This is a genomic window from Klebsiella sp. Q11, assembly GCF_964241505.1.
GTDB classification, from domain to species: Bacteria; Pseudomonadota; Gammaproteobacteria; order Enterobacterales; family Enterobacteriaceae; genus Klebsiella; species Klebsiella michiganensis.
The window spans coordinates 1-20045 of sequence record NZ_CAXSXW010000024.1; the positions used below are offsets into that span (position 1 = coordinate 1).

General features: G+C 53.8%; 19 protein-coding genes. 4 read left to right on the plus strand and 15 right to left on the minus strand.

Annotated features, from left to right (window positions below; translation table 11 throughout):
* The 7 genes from ACESQ2_RS27140 to mdh all read right to left on the minus strand — a co-directional run.
* The coding region (locus tag ACESQ2_RS27140; RefSeq protein WP_170873326.1) for an OadG family transporter subunit at positions 1-125 on the minus strand (125 nt) is incomplete at its 3' end.
* A 345-nt stretch (positions 126-470) separates the two neighbouring features.
* A complete protein-coding gene (ttdB, locus tag ACESQ2_RS27145; protein WP_014227006.1) occupies positions 471-1088 on the minus strand; it encodes a L(+)-tartrate dehydratase subunit beta in 618 nt (205 codons plus the stop codon).
* The gene (gene ttdA / locus ACESQ2_RS27150) at positions 1088-1987 is read right to left on the minus strand and encodes a L(+)-tartrate dehydratase subunit alpha (RefSeq protein ID WP_014227007.1); all 900 of its coding nucleotides are present in this window, start codon (positions 1985-1987) and stop codon (positions 1088-1090) included. Before ttdA ends, ttdB begins: the two co-directional genes overlap by 1 nt.
* A gap of 32 nt (positions 1988-2019) precedes the next feature.
* A complete protein-coding gene (locus ACESQ2_RS27155; RefSeq protein WP_049103528.1) occupies positions 2020-3288 on the minus strand; it encodes an SLC13 family permease in 1269 nt (422 codons plus the stop codon).
* Positions 3289-3498: 210 nt separating this feature from the next.
* Positions 3499-4164 (minus strand): GntR family transcriptional regulator, encoded by a 666-nt coding sequence (locus ACESQ2_RS27160; RefSeq protein ID WP_014227009.1) that lies wholly within the window; start codon positions 4162-4164, stop codon positions 3499-3501.
* Entirely contained in the window at positions 4136-4780 is a 645-nt protein-coding gene (locus ACESQ2_RS27165; protein WP_047722868.1) for a GntR family transcriptional regulator, read from the minus strand. The genes ACESQ2_RS27160 and ACESQ2_RS27165 overlap by 29 nt, the downstream gene beginning before the upstream one ends.
* A 131-nt stretch (positions 4781-4911) precedes the next feature.
* On the minus strand, positions 4912-5850 hold the full coding sequence (gene mdh / locus ACESQ2_RS27170; protein ID WP_014227011.1) for a malate dehydrogenase: 939 nt from the start codon (positions 5848-5850) through the stop codon (positions 4912-4914).
* A 413-nt stretch (positions 5851-6263) separates the two neighbouring features.
* Here mdh and argR point away from each other — a divergent pair, with 413 nt between their 5' ends.
* The 3 genes from argR (at position 6264) to yhcN-B (ending at position 7721) form a co-directional block, all read left to right on the plus strand.
* Positions 6264-6734, plus strand: coding sequence for a transcriptional regulator ArgR (argR, locus tag ACESQ2_RS27175; protein WP_004106225.1), 471 nt, complete (start codon positions 6264-6266; stop codon positions 6732-6734).
* A gap of 354 nt (positions 6735-7088) precedes the next feature.
* Complete coding sequence (gene yhcN / locus ACESQ2_RS27180; RefSeq protein ID WP_004106226.1) at positions 7089-7352, plus strand: peroxide/acid stress response protein YhcN; 264 nt, start codon at positions 7089-7091, stop codon at positions 7350-7352.
* A 102-nt stretch (positions 7353-7454) separates the two neighbouring features.
* Positions 7455-7721: a DUF1471 family stress response protein YhcN-B gene (gene yhcN-B, locus ACESQ2_RS27185; protein WP_209420328.1), complete on the plus strand. Its 267-nt coding sequence runs from the start codon at positions 7455-7457 to the stop codon at positions 7719-7721.
* Positions 7722-7771: 50 nt separating this feature from the next.
* On the opposite strand, the gene ACESQ2_RS27190 is transcribed toward yhcN-B, so the two are convergent.
* From ACESQ2_RS27190 to aaeX, 4 genes are all read right to left on the minus strand, one after another.
* On the minus strand, positions 7772-8047 hold the full coding sequence (locus ACESQ2_RS27190; protein ID WP_004854654.1) for a barstar family protein: 276 nt from the start codon (positions 8045-8047) through the stop codon (positions 7772-7774).
* A 139-nt stretch (positions 8048-8186) separates the two neighbouring features.
* On the minus strand, positions 8187-10154 hold the full coding sequence (aaeB, locus tag ACESQ2_RS27195) for a p-hydroxybenzoic acid efflux pump subunit AaeB (RefSeq protein WP_014227012.1): 1968 nt from the start codon (positions 10152-10154) through the stop codon (positions 8187-8189).
* Positions 10155-10159: 5 nt separating this feature from the next.
* The gene (gene aaeA, locus ACESQ2_RS27200; RefSeq protein WP_004854657.1) at positions 10160-11092 is read right to left on the minus strand and encodes a p-hydroxybenzoic acid efflux pump subunit AaeA; all 933 of its coding nucleotides are present in this window, start codon (positions 11090-11092) and stop codon (positions 10160-10162) included.
* A 7-nt stretch (positions 11093-11099) separates the two neighbouring features.
* Complete coding sequence (aaeX, locus tag ACESQ2_RS27205; protein WP_002918640.1) at positions 11100-11303, minus strand: p-hydroxybenzoic acid efflux pump operon protein AaeX; 204 nt, start codon at positions 11301-11303, stop codon at positions 11100-11102.
* Between the two features lie 131 nt (positions 11304-11434).
* On the opposite strand from aaeX, the gene aaeR reads away from it, so the two are divergent.
* On the plus strand, positions 11435-12364 hold the full coding sequence (aaeR, locus tag ACESQ2_RS27210; RefSeq protein WP_004854659.1) for an HTH-type transcriptional activator AaeR: 930 nt from the start codon (positions 11435-11437) through the stop codon (positions 12362-12364).
* Here the strand turns inward: aaeR and fucR are convergent.
* From fucR to rng, 4 genes are all read right to left on the minus strand, one after another.
* Complete coding sequence (gene fucR, locus ACESQ2_RS27215) at positions 12361-13107, minus strand: L-fucose operon activator (RefSeq protein ID WP_025108485.1); 747 nt, start codon at positions 13105-13107, stop codon at positions 12361-12363. The two genes, aaeR and fucR, sit on opposite strands and share 4 nt — an antisense overlap.
* A 58-nt stretch (positions 13108-13165) precedes the next feature.
* Positions 13166-14611, minus strand: a complete 1446-nt coding sequence (tldD, locus tag ACESQ2_RS27220; protein ID WP_004854666.1) for a metalloprotease TldD — start codon at positions 14609-14611, stop codon at positions 13166-13168.
* An 88-nt stretch (positions 14612-14699) separates the two neighbouring features.
* Positions 14700-18497: an AsmA2 domain-containing protein YhdP gene (yhdP, locus tag ACESQ2_RS27225; protein ID WP_373171566.1), complete on the minus strand. Its 3798-nt coding sequence runs from the start codon at positions 18495-18497 to the stop codon at positions 14700-14702.
* A gap of 78 nt (positions 18498-18575) precedes the next feature.
* Positions 18576-20045 (minus strand): ribonuclease G, encoded by a 1470-nt coding sequence (gene rng / locus ACESQ2_RS27230; protein WP_004125826.1) that lies wholly within the window; start codon positions 20043-20045, stop codon positions 18576-18578.

Consider the following 20045-nt stretch of genomic DNA (forward strand, 5'->3'; position numbering starts at 1 on the left):
CGGTTGACGGCGGCGGACATGCCGCGGATGGCGAAAATCAGCAGAAACAGAAACGCCAGCACGAACCCCATGCCGAGGAACATCAGGGTGAAGCCTTCACCTAATAGCAGTGCTGCATCAGTCATAAAATAGCCTTCAGGCAGGAGGCACGATAATGATGTTATTTATCCCCGTCATCTTTCAAATTGCTTCTTTGTTGGCTACGTTCGTTCCCCCAGTCACTTACTTGCGTAAGCTCCCGGGGATGTAATGAGGGACATCCATGTCCCTCACCAGAGGCAGCCTTTGGCTGTTCAAATTCGTTCCAGACGAATTTGTCTCTCCCTTGTCGCCTCAAAGCAACTCGAAATCTTTTGGGTATATAACGAAAATAATAAGGGTGGATTTCCCTGGACCGCCCGGTCAGAGCCCCTGTTTATTATCGTCATAAACATCACGCCATCATTATCGTGCGAATGATATCATCCAGATTATTTGATAAAGCTTACGTTCTGGCATATTTCATCAGCGACAATCTCTTTACGCTGATTGAAAATAACTTTGTTCTGTTCAAACAGGTTATTACCATGAGTATCAATAGAAACAATTAACGGGCCAAACTCTTTCACCCGACATACCCACAGCGTTTCCGGCATACCCAGATCGCGCCACTGCGCATCTTCAATTTCTTCCACGCACACCGCAGCCACTACCGCGCAGCCGGCCGGGAATACGCAGTGCAGCGCTTTATGCTCCGCGCAGCCCTCTTCAGTGCCCTTCCCCATACCGCCTTTACCAACAATTAATTTCACGCCGGTCTTTGCAATAAATTCTTTTTCGAATTTTTCCATGCGCATGCTGGTCGTTGGTCCGACGGAGACCATTTCAAACTTATCGTCTTCGCCTTTAATCGGACGGACAATAGGCCCGGCGTGTAAAATAGCGCCGCCGCTAACATCAACGGGTAATTCACGGCCACCTTCAATTAAGCGACGGTGCGCCACATCACGACAGGTAACAATATGGCCATTGAGATAAATAATATCGCCAGCCTTAATATCGGCTAAATCTTCATCTTTAATTGGCGTAGTAAGGATTTTTTTCGTCATCAGAAATTCACTCCGCTGTGAGACATAATGGTGTAGTTCAAGTCTTTATCAAAAACGATATGCCCTTTCCGGTGCGACCAGCAGCCCACGTTCACCGCCACCCCAATGGTGGAAGGATGACGCGCGGTGTTTTCAATATTCACGCCCATAACGGAGGTATTACCGGACATCCCCTGCGGCCCAAGGCCAATTTTGTTAATACCGTCTTCCAGCATTTTTTCCAGCGAGGCCGCACGTTCATTTTCATTATGCGAACCGATCGGACGCATCAGCGCTTTTTTCGACAGCAGCGCCGCCGTTTCAACGGAGGTCGCCACGCCCACGCCGACCAGCAGCGGCGGACACGCGTTCAAACCGTAGCTGGTCATCACGTCGAGAACAAAGCGGGTAACGCCTTCATAACCCGCGCCCGGCATCAGCACCATCGCTTTCCCCGGCAGGGAACAGCCGCCGCCAGCCATATAGGTATAAATGCTGCACTGGTCAGAATTGGGGACAATCTCCCAGAACACCGTCGGCGTGCCTTTACCCACGTTTTTGCCGGTATTGTATTCATCAAAAGTCTCAACGCTGTTGTGGCGCAGCGGGGAATCCACGGTCGCTTTAATCACCGCTTCACGCAGCAGCGCTTCCAGCTCGCCGATCAGCGGGAAGTTCGCCCCGCACTCCACCAGAAACTGAATCACGCCGGTATCCTGGCAGGAAGGGCGATCCAGCTCCTTTGCCAGACGCTGGTTCTCAATCATGGTCGTAAAGATGACGTCAGCCAGTTTACTGGTCTCTTTTTTATGCAAATCTTCCAGTTTTGCAGTGACGTCATCAGGTAAGACTTTGCCGGTATACCCCACAAATTTGGCCATCACATTGGTCATATGGGATATCTGTTCACTTTTGCTCATACAGGCTCCTTAGTCAGGACAGCTTCCGTTCATTACGGATGAAAAGGGAAAAGGATTGGCAGCAGAATCAGGCTGACAATGGTGGAAACGATAATCAGAGGGATGCCGGATTTGGCGTAGTCGACAAACTTATAGCCACCTGCCGACAGCACCATCATGTTGGCAGGCATACCGATTGGCGTAGCGTAGGCGCAAGAACTGCCGATAACCGTCGCCATTAGCACCGCACGAGGATCGGCGCTCATGCCCGCGGCAATCGACAGGCTCACCGGTACTAACAGCGCGACGGTCGCGGTGTTGGACATGAAGTTAGTCATAATGATGGACAGCGCAAAGACCACCACCAGCAGCATAAACGGCGAAGAGTTTTGTCCCAGCATGCCAATCACGTGATCCGCCACCAGTTTTCCCGCCCCGGTCATTTCCAGCGCTTTCGCCAGCGCCAGCGTGCCGCCGAAGATAAAAATGGTCTGAGAATCAATGGCTTTATAGGCCTGCTTTTCTGTAAGTACGCCGGTAACCACCAGCACCAGCGCGCCGATACAGCCTGCTACCGCCAGACTCACACCGGTCTGCTTTTCGAAAATCATGCCGAGGATCGTGGCGATCAGAACAACCAAAGAGAGGATCTGCTTCCAGCGCGGAACGTGGCTGTAATCGCGCTGTTCACCGATGCTGCCAACTGCACCGCTGTTCGGGTGATTGGGCAGGAATTTATAGCCGATGGTCAGGAAGTAAATAACGCCGCAAATCAGCATCGGTAAACCGACTTTGGCATATTCAAAAAAGCCAAAACCGCTGCCAATATTCTGCAAAGCTGACTGCGCAATCAGGTTGCCCGGCGCGCCAATCAACGACAGGTTACCGCCGAGCGCGGCGGCAAAAACCAGCGGCATCAGCAACCGGGAACGGGCAAAGCCTGATTTCGCCGCCACGCCGATAACGACCGGGATCAGTACGGCTGCGGTACCGGTATTGGAGAGAAAACCGGACATCACGCCAACCACGACCATAATGGTAAAAATCAGCTGTTTTTCCGTTTTCGCGAAGCGCGTAATCACGCCCCCCACCTTATTCGCCATCCCGGTTTCAAATAGCGCCCCGCCGACGATAAACATGGCGACGAAGAGAATAACGTTGGTGTCGATAAAGCCGGCGAAAGCCTGCTTGAGATTGAGCACGCCGGTAAGCACCAGCGCGACGCAAACCACCATAGATGTGACCGCGAGGGGGATTTTTTCCCACACGAACATGGCGATAGCAAACACCAGCAAACATAGGGTAATGGTAATCGGTTCCATATTTATAGTTATCCCATCAATGATATATGATATTGTATCCAATATTGACGGGAGGGAAATTATTCCCATACAAAGAGTAAGTCAACGCGTTTTTTTCGAAAGCTTCAGGATTGAGATCTTTATCAAAATCTTGCGAAAGCAGTCACTTATCGAAACTTATTTATGAAATGAATAAGTAAGGCGCCTGCAGCGGTCCTACAGGCGATGCGATCAAGCGGAGGGTTCTTCGACGTAGCGCGTTAGCATGTTCTCCATCGAACGGATAATATGCTCGCGCATTCGCTGGCGCGCCAACGCTTCATTATGCTGCTCCAGGGCCTGTAAAATCCCCTTGTGCTCGCGGATGGAAATGATCGCGTACTCTTCCTCAGTGACCTTATGCCCCATCGAAAGCCCGTTCCACATATTGCTGAGCAGCAGCTTCATTTTGCCATTTCCCGCCGCGTTCCATATCTCCATATGAAACGCCTGGTTCAGGTCTGAATATTCAGCTGAGTTATTTTCCGCCAGCGCTTTTTCCGCAGAGTAATGCACTTCGGCAATGCGCGAAATGTCCGTCCCGGGACGACACGCTTTAGCGACTGCTTCACTCTCCAGCAGCGCGCGAATCTCATAATGCTCGCGGATCGTTTGTTCGTTAATTCCCAGCACGACCGCCCCTTTATTGGGCCGGACTTTAATCAGCCCATCCGCAGCCAGTATCTGAAACGCTTCACGCACGGGCATACTGGACACGCCGACCATGGTGGCGATCCCTTCAAGGGTAATTTCTTGCCCTTCAACTAAATCTCGCGACAGTATAGCTTTACGTAATACTGCCGCGACCTGCTCTTTCGCTGAAAGAAGCTTAATTTTCCCTAATCGAGGCTTCTGCACTTTCCCAATCCTTCATGTGTTGACGCATTATTTCTGCCAGAGAGAGGAAATAACGCTGCGTTTCCTGCGCGATCTCGGCGCGATCGCCCTGACGAATAGCCTCCATCAGAGAGCTGAGTATTTGCGCCGACTCCTGATTATCCTCTTTCAGATACAGAATGACATAACCGATATAACCATCCAAAAACTGCTGATAAATTTTTTCCAGATAGCGATTATCAATATAAGAAATGAGCGTCTCGTGGAACGCCAGCTCTCGCGCTCGCTCACCGGAATGCCCCAGCGCGCGCGCGCTGGCCACCAGCGATTCGCCCGCCGCTGCGGGTACCAATGAAAAAAGCTCCGTTGCCATCACCGCAATGGCCCGGAAAATATGGCTGACGTGGTCAGGCGCCAGCCTGGCGACCTGCATATGGCGGTTTGGCAAACGCACCAGAAACCCTTCCTGCTCAAGGGCCTGTAGCGCTTCCCGAACCGGCATACGAGAAAGCCCCAGCTGTTCGGCAATACTCTCCTGCGCGAGTTCATCCCCCGGTTTCATGCTACCGGAAAGGATCTCGTAACGGAGCATTTGCGTAATGTGGTCCCTGGTCTGCTTTCTTTCGATTTTTTTCACAACGTCCTCGTTTATTACCGCTCAAGACGCGGGGAGTTTAGCAGATTTACCAGCAGGTTGAGTCATTCAGGGGTGGGAGAAAGCCATAAAAAAGCCGGAACCCAGGCTCCGGCTTTTCTTTTCATGAAACGTTATTTATTCACAAAGTCTTCGCCAAGGGCGATATCTTTCTTCAGCGTATCCAGCATCCCCTCCAGCGCCTGCTGCTCAAACGCGCTCAGCGTGCCGATAGACTGACGCTGCTCTACGCCATTTTTGCCTAACAGCAGCGGCTGTGAGAAGAAACGGGCATATTGACCATCACCTTCAACGTAGGCGCATTCCACTACCCCTTTCTCTCCCTGCATGGCGCGAACTAAGGAGAGACCGAATCGCGCGGCGGCCTGTCCCATCGAGAGCGTTGCTGAGCCGCCACCGGCTTTTGCTTCCACAACTTCAGTACCGGCGTTTTGAATGCGCTTAGTCAAATCGGCCACTTCCTGCTCGCTGAAGCTGACGCCCGGAATTTGTGACAATAAAGGAAGGATAGTCACGCCTGAGTGGCCGCCAATCACCGGAACCTCAACCTCTGATGAAGATTTGCCTTTCAGTTCGGCAACAAAGGTATTCGAGCGGATAATATCCAGCGTTGTGACGCCAAAGAGCTTGTTCTTATCGTAAACACCGGCTTTTTTCAGCACTTCTGCGGCAATCGCCACGGTGGTGTTCACCGGGTTGGTAATCACCCCGACGCAGGCCTGCGGACAGGTTTTGGCGATTTGCTGTACCAGATTTTTCACAATACCGGCATTAACATTGAATAAATCGGAGCGATCCATGCCGGGCTTACGCGCTACGCCCGCGGATATCAGCACCACATCAGCGCCTTCCAGCGCAGGGGTGGCGTCTTCGCCGGAAAAACCTTTGATTTTTACATCGGTAGGGATATGGCTTAGATCAACCGCCACGCCCGGGGTTACCGGAGCAATGTCGTACAACGAGAGTTCTGAACCTGAAGGCAGTTGGGTCTTAAGTAGTAGGGCAAGCGCCTGGCCAATTCCACCAGCGGCGCCGAGGACTGCAACTTTCATCCTAAACTCCTTATTATGGTTAAAATAGTCTTTCGTTACTCCGTCGCCTGGACCTTAATTCACAAGATGAACAATTACAATAATTATGGCTGAAGAATGCGTGGTCGTGCGCAGCGATGCAGCAGCTTCGCATTTTCCTCCCTGAGACTGACCATCCAGCAAAGCGTAGTACCGGATCGACTGTTGGTTACAATACACCCAGCACATTGAGCAGAACAACATCATTTAATAACATTTCATTTACTTTTGTGGCAATTTGCGCGCCGTGACGAAAGCATGTTCCTTATTAGGGTTTTTTGCTAAAATATGCGCCCTTCATAACATTATTTACGCTTCTCCCCTGCGGATTATTTGCATAAAAATGCATGTTTATGCATAATGATGTTGTTTTTACCACCATAATTGGGTGACTTATGCGTAGTTCGGCAAAACAAGAAGAACTGGTTAAAGCGTTTAAAGCGCTGCTTAAAGAAGAGAAATTCAGCTCTCAAGGTGAAATCGTTCAGGCCCTGCAAGAGGAAGGCTTCGATAATATCAACCAATCGAAAGTCTCACGTATGCTCACCAAGTTTGGCGCCGTACGCACGCGTAACGCCAAAATGGAAATGGTTTACTGCCTGCCCGCCGAGCTTGGCGTCCCGACGACCTCCAGCCCGCTAAAAAACCTGGTGCTGGATATCGATTATAACGATTCGGTCGTGGTTATTCATACCAGCCCAGGCGCAGCGCAGCTGATCGCCCGGCTTCTGGACTCCCTTGGCAAAGCCGAAGGGATTCTCGGCAGCATTGCGGGTGATGACACTATCTTTACCACCCCGGCCAGAGGTTTTACCGTTAAAGAGCTGCATGACGCCATTCTCGTCCTGTTTGAGCAGGAACTCTGATGCCCTTCCCTCTGGTTAGCGCCGGAGGGTATCCCTTCAAAAAATTATCATTTCTTTAACATTTTGTGTGTTTTTCCGCTTCTATACATTCATTTACGTGATGAAACCGGCTTAAGCGCACAAAAGATCAAATTCACCTATCCTTATGATTTTATTAGCCATAATGACCAAGCATGGCGAAGAAAAGACATTTCTAATTCTTATATGTTATAAAAAAGACATTTCTTTGTAATTATTTACATGAAAAACAATTAGCAAGGTATTAATATTTTCAGTGATTAGTGTATACTTGATTTTGTGATGAGGGTCACGAAACAAAGACCCCCAACAAAAAGATTCGACGAGGTGAACATCATGAAAATCAAAACCACTGTAGCAGCATTAAGCATCCTTTCCGTTCTGTCTTTCGGCGCCTTCGCCGCTGACTCTATCAACAGCGAACAGGCTCAAGGCCGTCAGGCAATCGGCACCGTTTCCGTCGGCGCGGTAAGTTCTTCCCCGATGGATATGCACGAAATGCTGAACAAAAAAGCACAAGAAGAAGGTGCTTCTTCATACCGCATTATTGAAGCGCGTACCGGTGACCACTGGCACGCAACGGCTGAACTTTATAAATAAGATTTAACGATTGTCGGTCATTAACTGAAACAGAATCTCTCCAGCGGCCCCAGGTTCATTAAGCCTCCCGCCGCTGCAAATATTAAGGTTGGAGAAAAAATTATGAAAAGCGCAATTATCATCGCATCCCTGGGTCTGGCTTCCGTTCTCTCTTTCGGCGCAAACGCCGCCGTTAATCAAGTGAACGCCGAACAGGCGCAAAATCTGCAGTACATGGGCACCGTTTCCGTTTCTCAGGTAGGCAGCGCGCCGATGGATATGCGTCAGGAACTGGCGGCTAAAGCTGAGAAAGAAGGCGCCAGCAGCTACCGTATTATTGAAGCCCGTACCGGCGATAACTGGCACGCTACGGCTGAGCTGTACAAATAAACCCTCGTCGTCTTATCCGACGACTTGCCCCCGCTCCGTCGGGGGCTTTTTTATGACTGCCGCACATTAAAACGCAGCTCCCCTTCCAGCTCCTCTTCCGCCTCATCAAAGAGCAGAATTAACGCGCCGAAACGCCGCCGCTGATTATCGCTTAAATGAATAAACTCAATCTCCAGCGGTAAGGGTAACAGCCCGGCGGTCACGGCTTCCCACAGAGAATCCAGGTTATTCACTTTCTCACGCGCTAAAGCAAAGGTACGAGAAAACTCACGATAAAAATCCTGCTGCTCAGCTATTTCATCAAAATCAAAGGTATAGGTAGTCATTGCCCGCATCCCGTCCACACCTGCAACTTTTCATAGCCCGGTCATCCCGGCGTGTAGTTCCACTCTGACGGCGGAATTCATGCTCTGAGCGTTAAGTATAGCGATAAAAAAACCGACGCTTCGGCGTCGGTTCTGGCGGTTAGCTGTTGGTTAACACATGCTGGTACTTATGCAGCATCTCCACCAGCCTTCGTACCGGCTCGGTCACCTGCGGAGAGGCTTCCCAGTGCTGTAATTTTTGCTGGTAGATATCCAGTTCATCAAGCAAGCGGGCAAAATAGTAGCGGCGCTTATCATCACTACTGGCTGAAATGACGCGATCCGCGGTACGTCGCAGCTGCCGGTGAAAGGCCGACAGATCGTCATTTATCGGTACCGGCGCATCGCGCAGACGCTGATGCGCGATAATCAGGGTCAGCGCCAGACGAAAGCGGGCGATATCGCCAGGGAATTTATTCAGCAACAAAAAGAGCTGACGATACAGGGCCGGCAAGTGGTTCTCTTTACGTCGCGCCATATTGGTGGTCAGCGATGATACCGCCGCCGAGACAAACTGGTTGAGCAGCACGCGGCCGGTGCGGGCCTGCGAATTATCACGCACCAGCAGGATCACCATCAGCGCAAGGAAGCATCCGACAATCTGGCCCAGGGCACTATCAAGAAACTGGTTGAATTCAAACTTCATCGGATTGTCGAGCACCAGAATATTAATGGTGCTGGCCAGCGCCCCCAGCGAACCGAGCCGCCGCTTTTGTACCTCGATGCCGATAAAAAAGGCCATCACCGCCAGGCTGATACACAGCAGCAGCATACTTTGCTGCGTCGCGGGCATAATCACGAGGAAAAACAGCGCCCCCAGCGGTAACGCCGCCAGCGTGCCGTAGAGGAAATCGATAGCTACCATCCGCGGATTAGGTAAACGCATCGCTAAGGCCGTGACAACCGCAATCATGACCATCGCCCCGCTTCCTGAAGTCCAGCCGGTCCACAGCCAGAACAGCGTACCGAGGATACAGGAGATAGACGTACGCCAAAAGTTGACCATCGCATGGTGCCGCTCGGCGGATTCCGCCTTCACCACCACTTCGCCTTGCAGCACTTCCTCTTCAATACGGCTGATTTTGGTATTGCCGACCACGCCCCGCTTCAAAAGCAGATAGCGCGTCGCAGCGCCTACCCAGCTGTAGATCGTCACCGGCGTATTGTGCTCTCCCTTCCAGGTCAAGAAGCGGCGCATCCGCTTTAGCTGGCGGTGCACGTCCTGCACGGTCTCGACCGGTTCAGCAAACAGCTCGCGGTAATCATCCGTCACCATCTCAGGGCGTGTATTCTGAATCAAATAGGTTTCACAGGCCTGAGTAATTAAGGTCAGAGAGAGGGTATTGATCGCCTTCAGCCGCTGATTCACTTTTGCCCAGCGCGAGGACTCCATGATCAAGTTGCCGCGCATCCCTTCAAGCCCGTTGGTACGACGCACCAGCGCGCTCCAGGCCTTATCGACGTCATCTTTATCACCATGCGCCACGCAAAGCTGCATCAGGCGATAGTGATCGATCAGCAGATTATCCAGTTCAAGGTCGATCTCTTTTTTAATCGAACGCGGAGAAAACAGCAGGTCGGCCACAATGGCGCTGACGATACCGATGACAATCTCACTGCATCGCTCAACGGCGAACTGCGGCGCCAGCATCGGCTCTTCATGAATAGTGATAATAATGATAAGCGCGGTATAGCCCGCCAGGCCCCAGGCATAGGAGTTCTCAACCCGCACCAGCGAGGAGATCCAGGTGCAGAATCCGGCCCACAGGCAGCATACCAGCACCATCAGCAGCGGGGCGCGGATCATCAGGATGATGATCGCCAGCGCGGCGATACAGCCGATAAAGGTGCCGGCGATACGCAGCATCCCGCGATAGCGGATCGCCCCGGAGTAAGGCTCCCCGCCTGCGGCAAACGCCGGGCCGGCAGCAACGATGGCGGCGGTAAGCACCGCCCAGCGCGGCGTTTCCAGCTGAAAATGAAAACCGACGAATAACGCCAGCACCACCGCGCAGGCTAACTTAACGGCGAAGCGGAGATGCCGGAGTTCGATGGTGAAGATCCCCATGGCGATTAACCGAACTCACGCAGGCGCATCGCCAGTTTCTGGAAGAAGTTTGCCTGGCGAGTATCGCGATCCTCTTTACCGGTAATCACCACCGTCGCGGTGGTCCCCGCAGGCCAGAGATTGCCCTGCTGTTGATCGAGGCGAATACGTACCGGCACCCGCTGCGCCAGACGTACCCATTCAAGGTTAGAATCAATAGAGGCTAGCCCTTTTGAATCGCTGCTGCTGCTGGCATTGGTGACGCCTGCAGCAATGCTGTCGACGGTGCCCCTGAGGGTGTGTACGCTTCCCAGCGGGGTAATTTCAGCACGAAAACCGGGGCGCACGCCCTCAAGCTTGGTCTCTTCAAGATAGGCCATAACGTAGAAGGTATTCTGCTTCACCAGCGCAACCGCGGTGGAGCCTCGGGTGATAAACTCGCCGCGGTAAACGTTCAGGTTGGTCACCCAGCCGTCGGCCGGGGCGCGAATCACCGTACGTTCAAGGTCAAGCTTCGCCAGGTCGCGACTTGCCGTCGCTTTGGCTAATTGATGCTCAACGGTTTGCAGAACGTTATTCGCCTGGTCTATCTCTTCCCGGGACATGGCCTGGACGCCAAGGCGGTTACGACGGCCGGCTTCGACGCGTTTCTCCTGCGCCAGAGTCTGATAGTAGGAGACATCGGCTTCAGCCTCGGCTAACGCCTTCTGGTAACGCGGCTGGTCAATGACGAACAAAACCTGGTCTTTCTTAACCAGTTGGTTATCCTTGATATTCACCTGCGAAATCAGGCCGGAGACATCGGGAGCGATGGCCACAATATCCGCACTAAAACGCGCATCGCGCGTCCAGGGCGAGGCGGTGTAATACACCCATGCGCGAAAAATCGCCATAAATGCAAGGATAACCAGTATCACAGTGATTGCGGTACGGAGGATATTTCTTGTTAGTGTTTTCACATCAACCTCAAACGAACAAACGTGATATCAGATAAAACAGGCAGCAATATAGCGCGGTATTAAACAGTGCCGGGTGCCAGACAAAATCATAGATGCCCGTTGGAACCAGCAGGCGGTGCACCAGCCAGAAGATGGCTAGCGACAATAGCAATTCAAAGAAGATCGGCGGAAACGACAAGCCGAAAATCACAATGACAGGAAACAGACTCATGATGACCTTGATAAGAAGCGTACAGGTGATATGCGCGATGCGTTTATTATTAAGCTAACTATATAGTAACGTAACAATTGCGGTCTTATCTATAATGTGTGATCTAAATCACTTTTAAGCCAGAGTGAATAATGGAACGATTAAAACGCATGTCCGTTTTTGCCAGAGTGGTCGAATTAGGTTCATTCACCGCCGCGGCCCGCCAGCTCCAGATGAGCGTTTCTTCCATCAGCCAGACGGTAGCCAAACTGGAAGATGAACTGCAGGTTAAGCTACTCAACCGCAGTACGCGCAGCCTTGGCTTAACAGAAGCGGGAAAAATATATTATCAAGGCTGTCGGCGAATGCTGTTCGAAGTCCAGGATGTCCATGAGCAGCTGTACGCGTTTAACAATACGCCCATCGGTACGCTGCGCATCGGCTGTTCTTCAACTATGGCACAGAATGTCCTGGCTCGCATAACCGCCGATATGCTCAAAGAGCACCCGGGTCTCTCAATCAATCTGGTCACAGGCATTCCCGCGCCGGACCTGATTGCGGACGGCCTGGATGTGGTTATTCGCGTGGGAGCGCTGCAGGATTCCAGCCTCTTTTCCCGCCGCCTGGGCTCCATGCCGATGGTGCTCTGCGCGGCAAAAAGCTACCTTCAGCACGCCGGATGTCCGGAAAAACCGGCGGATCTCGCCAGCCACTCGTGGCTGGAATACAGCGTCCGGCCGGATAACGAATTTGAAATCATCGCTCCGGAAGGGATTTCAACCAAGCTGATCCCTCAGGGCAGATTCGTCACCAACGATCCGATGACGCTGGTGCGCTGGCTGACGGCAGGCGTCGGCGTGGCTTACGTTCCGCTGATGTGGGCGATCGAAGAGATCAACCGCGGCGAACTGGAGATCCTGCTGCCGAGCTACCAGTCCGATCCGCGACCGGTATACGCGCTGTATACCGAGAAAGATAAGCTGCCGCTTAAGGTACAGGTATGCATTAATTACCTGACTGAGTATTTCGTCGGGGTGGCGAAGATTTACCAGGGGATGCACGGCCGGGGGATTGCCCGCTAGCGGCCCGAGCCCGCCACAGAGGGTAAGAACAGATTATCGGGCCCGGCATCGGAAATAATCTGCGTTACGTCGCGGAGATTGCCGATACGCACCTCGCCGGAACGATCAAATTTGCTTTTGTCGATTAATAATAGCGACTGTGCCGCCCGTTTCAGAAGCAGCGATTTGTAGGCGGCATTATTGGCGCTGGAATCCCAGAGTACGCCATCGTTATCGATCCCCTCGCAGGAAAAAATAAACAGATCGATCTCCAGCGATTTGACCTGAGAGAACAGCGCCGGATTAACGTAATAACCATACTGACGCAGGAGCTGCCCCCCGGCGCTGATCAGCTGGATCCGCTCACGGCGGCCCAGCTCTACGCAGACCGGATGGCTATTGGTAAACACCGTCAGGGTCATATTCGGTAGCTGACGCGCCAGAAACCAGCAGGTTGAGCTGGCATCCAGGGCGATCGTCATCCCTTCATCAATCCACGCCAGCGCCGTACGCGCGATATCAGATTTATGGGCATAATGGCTTTTCACGCGGCTATGAAAAGGCTTCTCGCCGTTGTGATTGTTACGCTGGAGAACGCGCGCCTGCCCGTGGCTACGCTGAAGACGCCCCTGCTTCTGCAGCTCGCTCAAATCGCGACGAATAGTCTCGATACTGACCTGCAGCAGATGGGACAACGCTTCGGTGGTTAAGGTGTGATGCTGGTTGAGTAGTTCGACTATCTGCTGCTGACGCGCGGCTTTCATCGCGACTCCGCGGAGGTGATTTGCGCTTTCGCCGCGGGCGAAAGCGCCTTGAGAAGTATCAGGCGGTACCGCCGACGGTGAGTTTATCCACTTTGAGCGTTGGCTGACCGACGCCAACCGGTACGCTCTGGCCCTCTTTGCCGCAAACGCCGACGCCGCTGTCCAGCTTCAGATCGTTCCCCACCATCGAAATCTGCTGCATCGCTTCGATACCTGAACCGATAAGCGTCGCGCCCTTCACCGCTTTGGTCACTTTACCTTTTTCAATCAGGTAGGCTTCAGACGTGGAGAAGACAAATTTCCCGGAGGTGATATCCACCTGACCGCCGCCGAAGTTCGGCGCGTAGATGCCGTAATCGACCGATTCGATAATCTCCTGCGGCGTAGATTTCCCCGCCAGCATGTAGGTGTTGGTCATACGCGGCATAGGCAGATGCGCGTAGGATTCGCGACGACCGTTACCGGTTGGCGCCACGCCCATCAGCCTGGCGTTGAGCTTGTCCTGCATATAGCCTTTGAGAATGCCGTTTTCGATCAAAACGTTATACTGGCCCGGCGTGCCTTCATCATCAATGGCAAGGGAGCCGCGACGGTGAGCAATGGTGCCATCATCCACTACGGTGCACAGCTCAGAGGCCACCAGTTCGCCCATATGGCCGCTGAATACCGACGTCCCGCGACGGTTAAAGTCACCTTCCAGGCCGTGACCGACGGCTTCATGCAGCAGGACGCCAGGCCAGCCCGCGCCCAGCACAACCGGCAGCATCCCGGCAGGCGCCGCGACGGCGGTCAGGTTGACCAGCGCCATACGCACGGCTTCTCTCGCCCAAACATCCGCGCGAACGTCGCCATCCTGCGAGTCCAGGAAATAGTCGTAGCCAAAGCGGCCGCCGCCGCCGCTGGCGCCGCGCTCGCGTTTGCCATCCTCTTCCACCAGCACGCTGACGGAAAGGCGAACCAGCGGGCGAACGTCCGCCGCCAGCGTGCCGTCGGTGGCGGCGACAAGAATTAACTCGTAGACGCCGGTCAGGCTGGCGGAAACTTCCTGCACCCGCTTATCGGCCGCGCGGGCGGTTTTATCTACCCGGCGCAGAATATCCAGCTTCTCTTCCCGGCTCATACTTTGCAGCGGATCGATGCTGGTATAGAGGGAACGATGTTCCACCCCACCAAGGGTATGCACTTTACCATCCCCATGGTCGCGTACAATGGTGCGGGCCGCCTGTGCGCTCTGTTCCAGCGCCAGTCGACTAATCTGGTCAGCATAGGCAAAGCCGGTTTTTTCCCCGCTCACCGCGCGGACGCCAACGCCCTGGTCGATATTGTACGAACCATCTTTAATGATGCTGTCTTCAAGAACCCAGGACTCGTGATAGCTCGACTGAAAATAGAGATCGCCGTAATCCAGACGGCGCTCGGCCAGCTGGCCAAGAATGGTAAACAGATCCTGATGATTCAGGCCGTTTGCCGACAGTAATTGTTCACTTACCAGGTTCAGACTCATCGTTTTGCTACTCGTTTGTTGCCGCCTCAGGGGCGGAAATAAAAAAGGCTATCTATTGAGAGTGCGGTAATTACGCACAATCGTCAAATCATTGCTTTTTGTCGCTCCGCGCCTGGCGCAGCACTTCGTTAATTTGCGGCTGATCGATAGGACCGGTGATGCGATAGCGCAAAATAGAGACCTTGTTCCACAGCGGCCCCAGTACCTTACTGGCAGCAAAGACCGCGGCGCCGATAATCGGGTTAACGGCAAAGGCCGCGGCGACGCCCACGGTCGCAGAAATCTCCGGCGCGACCACGGCCTGCATATCCAGCTGACGACGCACGAGATCCACCGATCCCTTCATGGCGATATCCGCTTCCAGACCATCGACCAGCGTATCGTCGGTATGCAGAACGCCGTCTTTAATCCACGCCGTACTGCGAATGGAATCAAAGTAGAACCCTTCGCTGAACGTATCGCTAAAGTCGAAGCGCAGCTTGCGCAGCAGCGCGTCAACGCTCAACAAACGCAGAAGCTGGCCGGCATGACCGGTGCTGAGGTCGGTAAATTCGCCTTTTCCAAGACGGCTTTTGAGGATCCCGTTAAGCGAGGCAACGTCGGGCTGCCACGGCGGCGCACGCCAGTGCAGGTCATAATCAATATCAAACGACGAACCTTTTACCGGCGTGGAGACGCCGAAGAAGTTCACGAAATCGTCGGTTTTATTGCCGTGCAGCTTACCTTTCAAAGAGGTTCGTACGCCCGCCGGCGCGCTCACCCATACGCCATCGGTCGTCAGACGGCCAAAACCGGTATCGACCAGTCCGTTCGCCAGCGTCAGGGTATCGCCGCGAATATCAAAATCCCCTTCGATACGGCCATATTTTTGCCCCCACAGCCAGCACTCGGCGCAGCGAAGCTGAAGGTCCGGCCAGCCGTGGAAATCAATGTTGGTATCGGCCAGCGGGGCGCTGCTTTTTTCTGTACCGCGGCTTTTCGCCGCCGTTGGGTTGTAGTAGAGATAGCGAATGGCCGCCAGCCACGGGGCGTTCTTCCGCATCGTCAGGGTTGCGTTGACTTCACGCCCCTGGGCTTCGATCTTCGTTCCCCCGGCATCGGGCCGGGAGACAAGGCTAACGTTATTCCAGCTCTGCCCCGCCATCGTTAACGCTGGCGTTCGCAGCGTGACCTGCTCCGGGAAGACGAGATTACTGCTGACGTCATTCGCCGCTCCGCCCTGGAACAGCGCCAGCCACTGCGCGCCATCCATCGGCGGCATATTCAGCTCCACGCCTGGCTGCTCGGGAAGCGGAGAAACGGCTTTACTGTCCGTGGTTAAAATAGCGCGGTCCAGGGTCAGCTTATGACCCAGCAGCCAGCGGCTATTAATATGGTTCTTCGCCCCCATGGAGCCGGCCAGATTAAAACTGCTTAAGCCGCCATCGACCTTAATTTTTACCGGCAACGGCTCCCCGGCCTGCTTATATAACGGTGCAGGTAAGTGACTACTTACACTCTTCAGGTCAGCGTTGAGGTCAACCTTATAGGCCGCGCTACCGCGATACGGAAGCTCAATCGCGACTTTTCCGTCCCAGGGCACGCTGCCGCTCAGGGTGCCGTCCAGGGATTTCGGCAATAAACCGGTACGCGCAGGCTGCCAGTTGGCGTTCATCCCGACGTTCACGAGAAATGCTTTCGCGCCTTCGGTGGTCGAAAAATCAAGATTCAGCGGCTGATTAAACCAGCTCGCGCTCATCGGTTCGCTTTTCAGGTCGCCGTTTACAAAGCTGAATTTACCGCTCAGGTTCTGCAATGTGGTATCAATAGGCTTGATAAACAAGCTGTTATTGTTCAGCCGGACATCACCTTTAGCGGTGGTCATCTCGCCATCCAGGGGGATATCAAGATGTAAGCGAGCGCTAACATTACCATCCAGCTGGAGCTCATCCAGCGCCGCGCCCAGCGTCTCTTTCAGCGGCGTCTCGTTAAAATAAGGGCCAACCTCTTTACCCGGGCCGTTAACGTCGGCATCAATCAGCAGCTTTTCTCGCGAATAGTCGGGAATCACCGCATCGAGATTGCTGGCGGTCACGTTGCCGAGCATCGCCTTATCGGCCTTCATCCATAGCCCATCATTGATAAAGTTAAGGTCGATATTAAGCCCGGTAAGCGCGGGCCAGTCAGGCTGAAAGGCAAAGGTGGCGTTCTTGAGCGGTACCGTGACCTGGAATTGCCCCTCATTATGCTTGTACGGGAAAAGATGCGGGTTACCGCCATAAGCCAGCGTAGCATCGGTGGCCTGACCGCCTTTAATGGCTCCGCTGAGGTAATCCACCAGCGCTTTGCCCATCAGATTTTCCGGGAAGTAGCGCCAAGCCTGTCCGCCATCGTTGGTACTGATACCGGCCAGAATACCGAGCCAGGGTTCGTCGCCCTGCGGCTGCAGATAGCGGAACCCACCGCGAGCGCGAACGCCGGTAGCCTGTACATCAATATCGCGACCATCGAGCATAAAACCCTTGTCATTCTTCACCCAACTGAGGGTCGCATCGCCTTTGGCGATCTCCAGCGGCGCACGAAAGACCGTTTCATAGGGCATTTTCGCCTGCGTCATGCTGGCATGCAGAGTACCGTTTTCTACGCTCCCGGCAATGTTGCCGGAGAAATGCTCAGCCCCTGGCAGCAGCTTCCACTGCTTCCAGGACATGTCGCTCCAGTCCGCCCGGAAGCGCGTTTTTTCCGCCATTTGCAGCGGAATATCCAGCGCCAGAAGATTGATTTTGCCGTCCGGCTGCGTCGTACGCCAGATTTCGCCCAGCGACGGAGCCAGTTTATCCGCCATCGGCTGCAGCCCGGTCAGACCGCTAAGGTTAAGGTTGCTGGCGCGAATGCGCAGCTCATCGCTGCGTTGACCATTTTTTCCGCCCACATCCTGAGCCGGGATCCACGCCATCGACAGCGCGCCGCGCGGCCAGGGTTTGTCATCCATCGAGATGCGCGTATCAGGGATGTGAAAGCCCCAGCTTTGATTATCGCGATAGATGTGCGCCGTCAGATTATCAACCGACAGATGGTGCTTCTCTTTATCGCCCTGCCAGCTGGCGCCGCCTTTTTTCAGCCATACATCGCCGCTGGCGACATCGCCCTTGTCGATAGTCATCCAGCCTTCCAGGCTAAACCGCGCGCTCTGCAGGGCGATGTTGTCCTGCATCCAGCGCCCAAGCCACGGCTTAACGTCGATATCATCCGCCTGAAGCCAGACGCGCCCCTTATTGAGCAGGCCGTCTTCATCGCGCAGATCCATTCGCACCTGCATCACGCCGTGCTGGCCGGTCAGGCTGCTGAGGCTAAGCTGCCCCTCCGCGCGATGGCGATTTTTACCGTTCAGCCAGGTAAGCTGCGGAATGGCGAGCTCCGCACGCTGGCCGGAGATGGTCAGAAAGCTCAGATGGCTATCGCGAAGAATAAAGTGATCGAACTGGCGGAGGAAAAGATCGCTGATACGGTCTGTTTTCAGCCCTTCACCGCTATTATTCGTTTGAATAGGGGTATTGGTATGAACCTGCAGCTGCCAGAAGGTCAGATCGCGAAACTGCCAGCGCATATGCAGCAGGCTTTGCCAGACGTCGAGCGCCAGGGTGACGCGTTTAGCGGAAAGCTCGCCGCCATCATTCAGGCCGGCCTTAACATCGCGGACATCAAGCGTCGGGCCAAAAGTCTGCCAGCTGGCGACAATATTTGAAGCATCGACCGGTACGCCGGCCATTGCGGAGACTTTTTCCAGCACCTGCGGACGCCAGCTGTTTAACTGCGGCAGAACGAGACGCAGACCGCTCACCAGCAGTGCGATGACAACAATCAATGTTGCCACGGTGAGCAGTAATATCCCGGGCAGTCGCCTCACGCATCTCTCCTTGTCAGCCTGTTACGCGTCATCCTTTGCCCGCCTCTTTATCCCGACATCAGCAAGCAAAACGGATGATTACATCATTACTACATCAAACTGCTCTTGATTATAGAGCGGTTCAATTTGCACTTTGACCTGCTTACCGACAAAGATCTCGACTTCTGCCAGCGCGTGCGACTCTTCCCCTTTCAGCGTTTCCGCTACCGCAGGAGAAGCATAGACCAGGAACCGGTCGGAATCGTAGGCATGATGCACGCGCACGATTTCGCGCATGATTTCATAGCACACCGTTTCCACCGTTTTCACCGTACCGCGACCGTGGCAGGTAGGGCACTCATTACACAGCACATGCTCCACGCTTTCGCGAGTACGCTTGCGGGTCATCTCTACCAGCCCAAGCTGGGAGAAGCCGTTGATGCTGGTTTTAACCCGGTCTTTGCTCAGCGCCTGCTCAAGAGAGTGCAGCACCCGACGGCGGTGATCTTCATTATTCATATCAATGAAATCGATGATGATAATCCCACCGAGATTGCGCAGCCGCAGCTGGCGGGCAATCGCCTGGGTCGCCTCAATATTGGTATTAAAGATAGTATCGTCAAGATTACGGTGACCAACGAATGCCCCGGTGTTGATATCAACGGTGGTCATCGCTTCCGTTTGGTCAATGATCAGATAACCGCCTGATTTCAGTTCAACTTTGCGTTCCAGAGCGCGCTGGATTTCATTTTCCACGTCAAAGAGATCGAAAATCGGCTGACGGCCGCTGTAGTGCTCCAGCTTGCTGGTCATCTCCGGAATATATTCGGCGGTAAACTCCAGCAGCGATTCGTAAGTCAGACGAGAGTCAACGCGAATCCGGTCAAGATGCGCATCGGCGAAATCACGCAGCACGCGCTGCGCCAGCGCCAGTTCGCCGTACATTTGATATCGGGTCTGCTGGCGCTTTTTGCGTTCCATCACTTTTGTCCAGACGCGCTTGAGATAGGCGGCATCAGCAGCCATCTCCTGCTCATGAACGCCTTCCGCCGCGGTACGGATAATGAATCCGCCCTGCTCGTCACAGTATTCAGAGACCACTTTTTTCAGGCGTTCACGTTCCGCTTCGCTTTCAATACGCTGAGAGACGCCGACGTGCGAAGCGCCGGGCATAAAGACCAGATAGCGAGAGGGAATGGTGATATCGGTGGTCAGGCGGGCGCCTTTGGTACCGAGGGGGTCTTTCACCACCTGCACCATTAAATCCTGCCCCTGGCGCACCAGCTCGGAGATATCGCGTACGGCGAACTGTTTTTGCTCTTCGCCCGCCACGCACTCGGTGTGCGGCATAATATCGGAAGCGTGCAGAAACGCGGCCTTATCCAGGCCAATATCTACAAAAGCCGCCTGCATTCCCGGCAGCACCCGACTGACACGACCCTTGTAGATATTGCCTACTATTCCGCGTCGCGCTTCACGCTCAATATGAATTTCCTGAAGAATACCGCCATCAATGTAAGCGACGCGCGTTTCTGATGGCGTTACGTTAACTAATAATTCAGCAGTCAT

Excerpts from the sequence above, each read along its gene's own strand:
- ttdB (WP_014227006.1), bottom strand. The coding sequence starts at position 1,088 with ATGACGAAAAAAATCCTTACTACGCCAATTAAAGATGAAGATTTAGCC.
- ttdA (WP_014227007.1), bottom strand. The coding sequence starts at position 1,987 with ATGAGCAAAAGTGAACAGATATCCCATATGACCAATGTGATGGCCAAA.
- ACESQ2_RS27155 (WP_049103528.1), bottom strand. The coding sequence starts at position 3,288 with ATGGAACCGATTACCATTACCCTATGTTTGCTGGTGTTTGCTATCGCC.
- mdh (WP_014227011.1), bottom strand. The coding sequence starts at position 5,850 with ATGAAAGTTGCAGTCCTCGGCGCCGCTGGTGGAATTGGCCAGGCGCTT.
- argR (WP_004106225.1), top strand. The coding sequence starts at position 6,264 with ATGCGTAGTTCGGCAAAACAAGAAGAACTGGTTAAAGCGTTTAAAGCG.
- yhcN (WP_004106226.1), top strand. The coding sequence starts at position 7,089 with ATGAAAATCAAAACCACTGTAGCAGCATTAAGCATCCTTTCCGTTCTG.
- yhcN-B (WP_209420328.1), top strand. The coding sequence starts at position 7,455 with ATGAAAAGCGCAATTATCATCGCATCCCTGGGTCTGGCTTCCGTTCTC.
- ACESQ2_RS27190 (WP_004854654.1), bottom strand. The coding sequence starts at position 8,047 with ATGACTACCTATACCTTTGATTTTGATGAAATAGCTGAGCAGCAGGAT.
- aaeB (WP_014227012.1), bottom strand. The coding sequence starts at position 10,154 with ATGGGGATCTTCACCATCGAACTCCGGCATCTCCGCTTCGCCGTTAAG.
- aaeX (WP_002918640.1), bottom strand. The coding sequence starts at position 11,303 with ATGAGTCTGTTTCCTGTCATTGTGATTTTCGGCTTGTCGTTTCCGCCG.
- aaeR (WP_004854659.1), top strand. The coding sequence starts at position 11,435 with ATGGAACGATTAAAACGCATGTCCGTTTTTGCCAGAGTGGTCGAATTA.
- fucR (WP_025108485.1), bottom strand. The coding sequence starts at position 13,107 with ATGAAAGCCGCGCGTCAGCAGCAGATAGTCGAACTACTCAACCAGCAT.
- tldD (WP_004854666.1), bottom strand. The coding sequence starts at position 14,611 with ATGAGTCTGAACCTGGTAAGTGAACAATTACTGTCGGCAAACGGCCTG.
- rng (WP_004125826.1), bottom strand. The coding sequence starts at position 20,045 with ATGACTGCTGAATTATTAGTTAACGTAACGCCATCAGAAACGCGCGTC.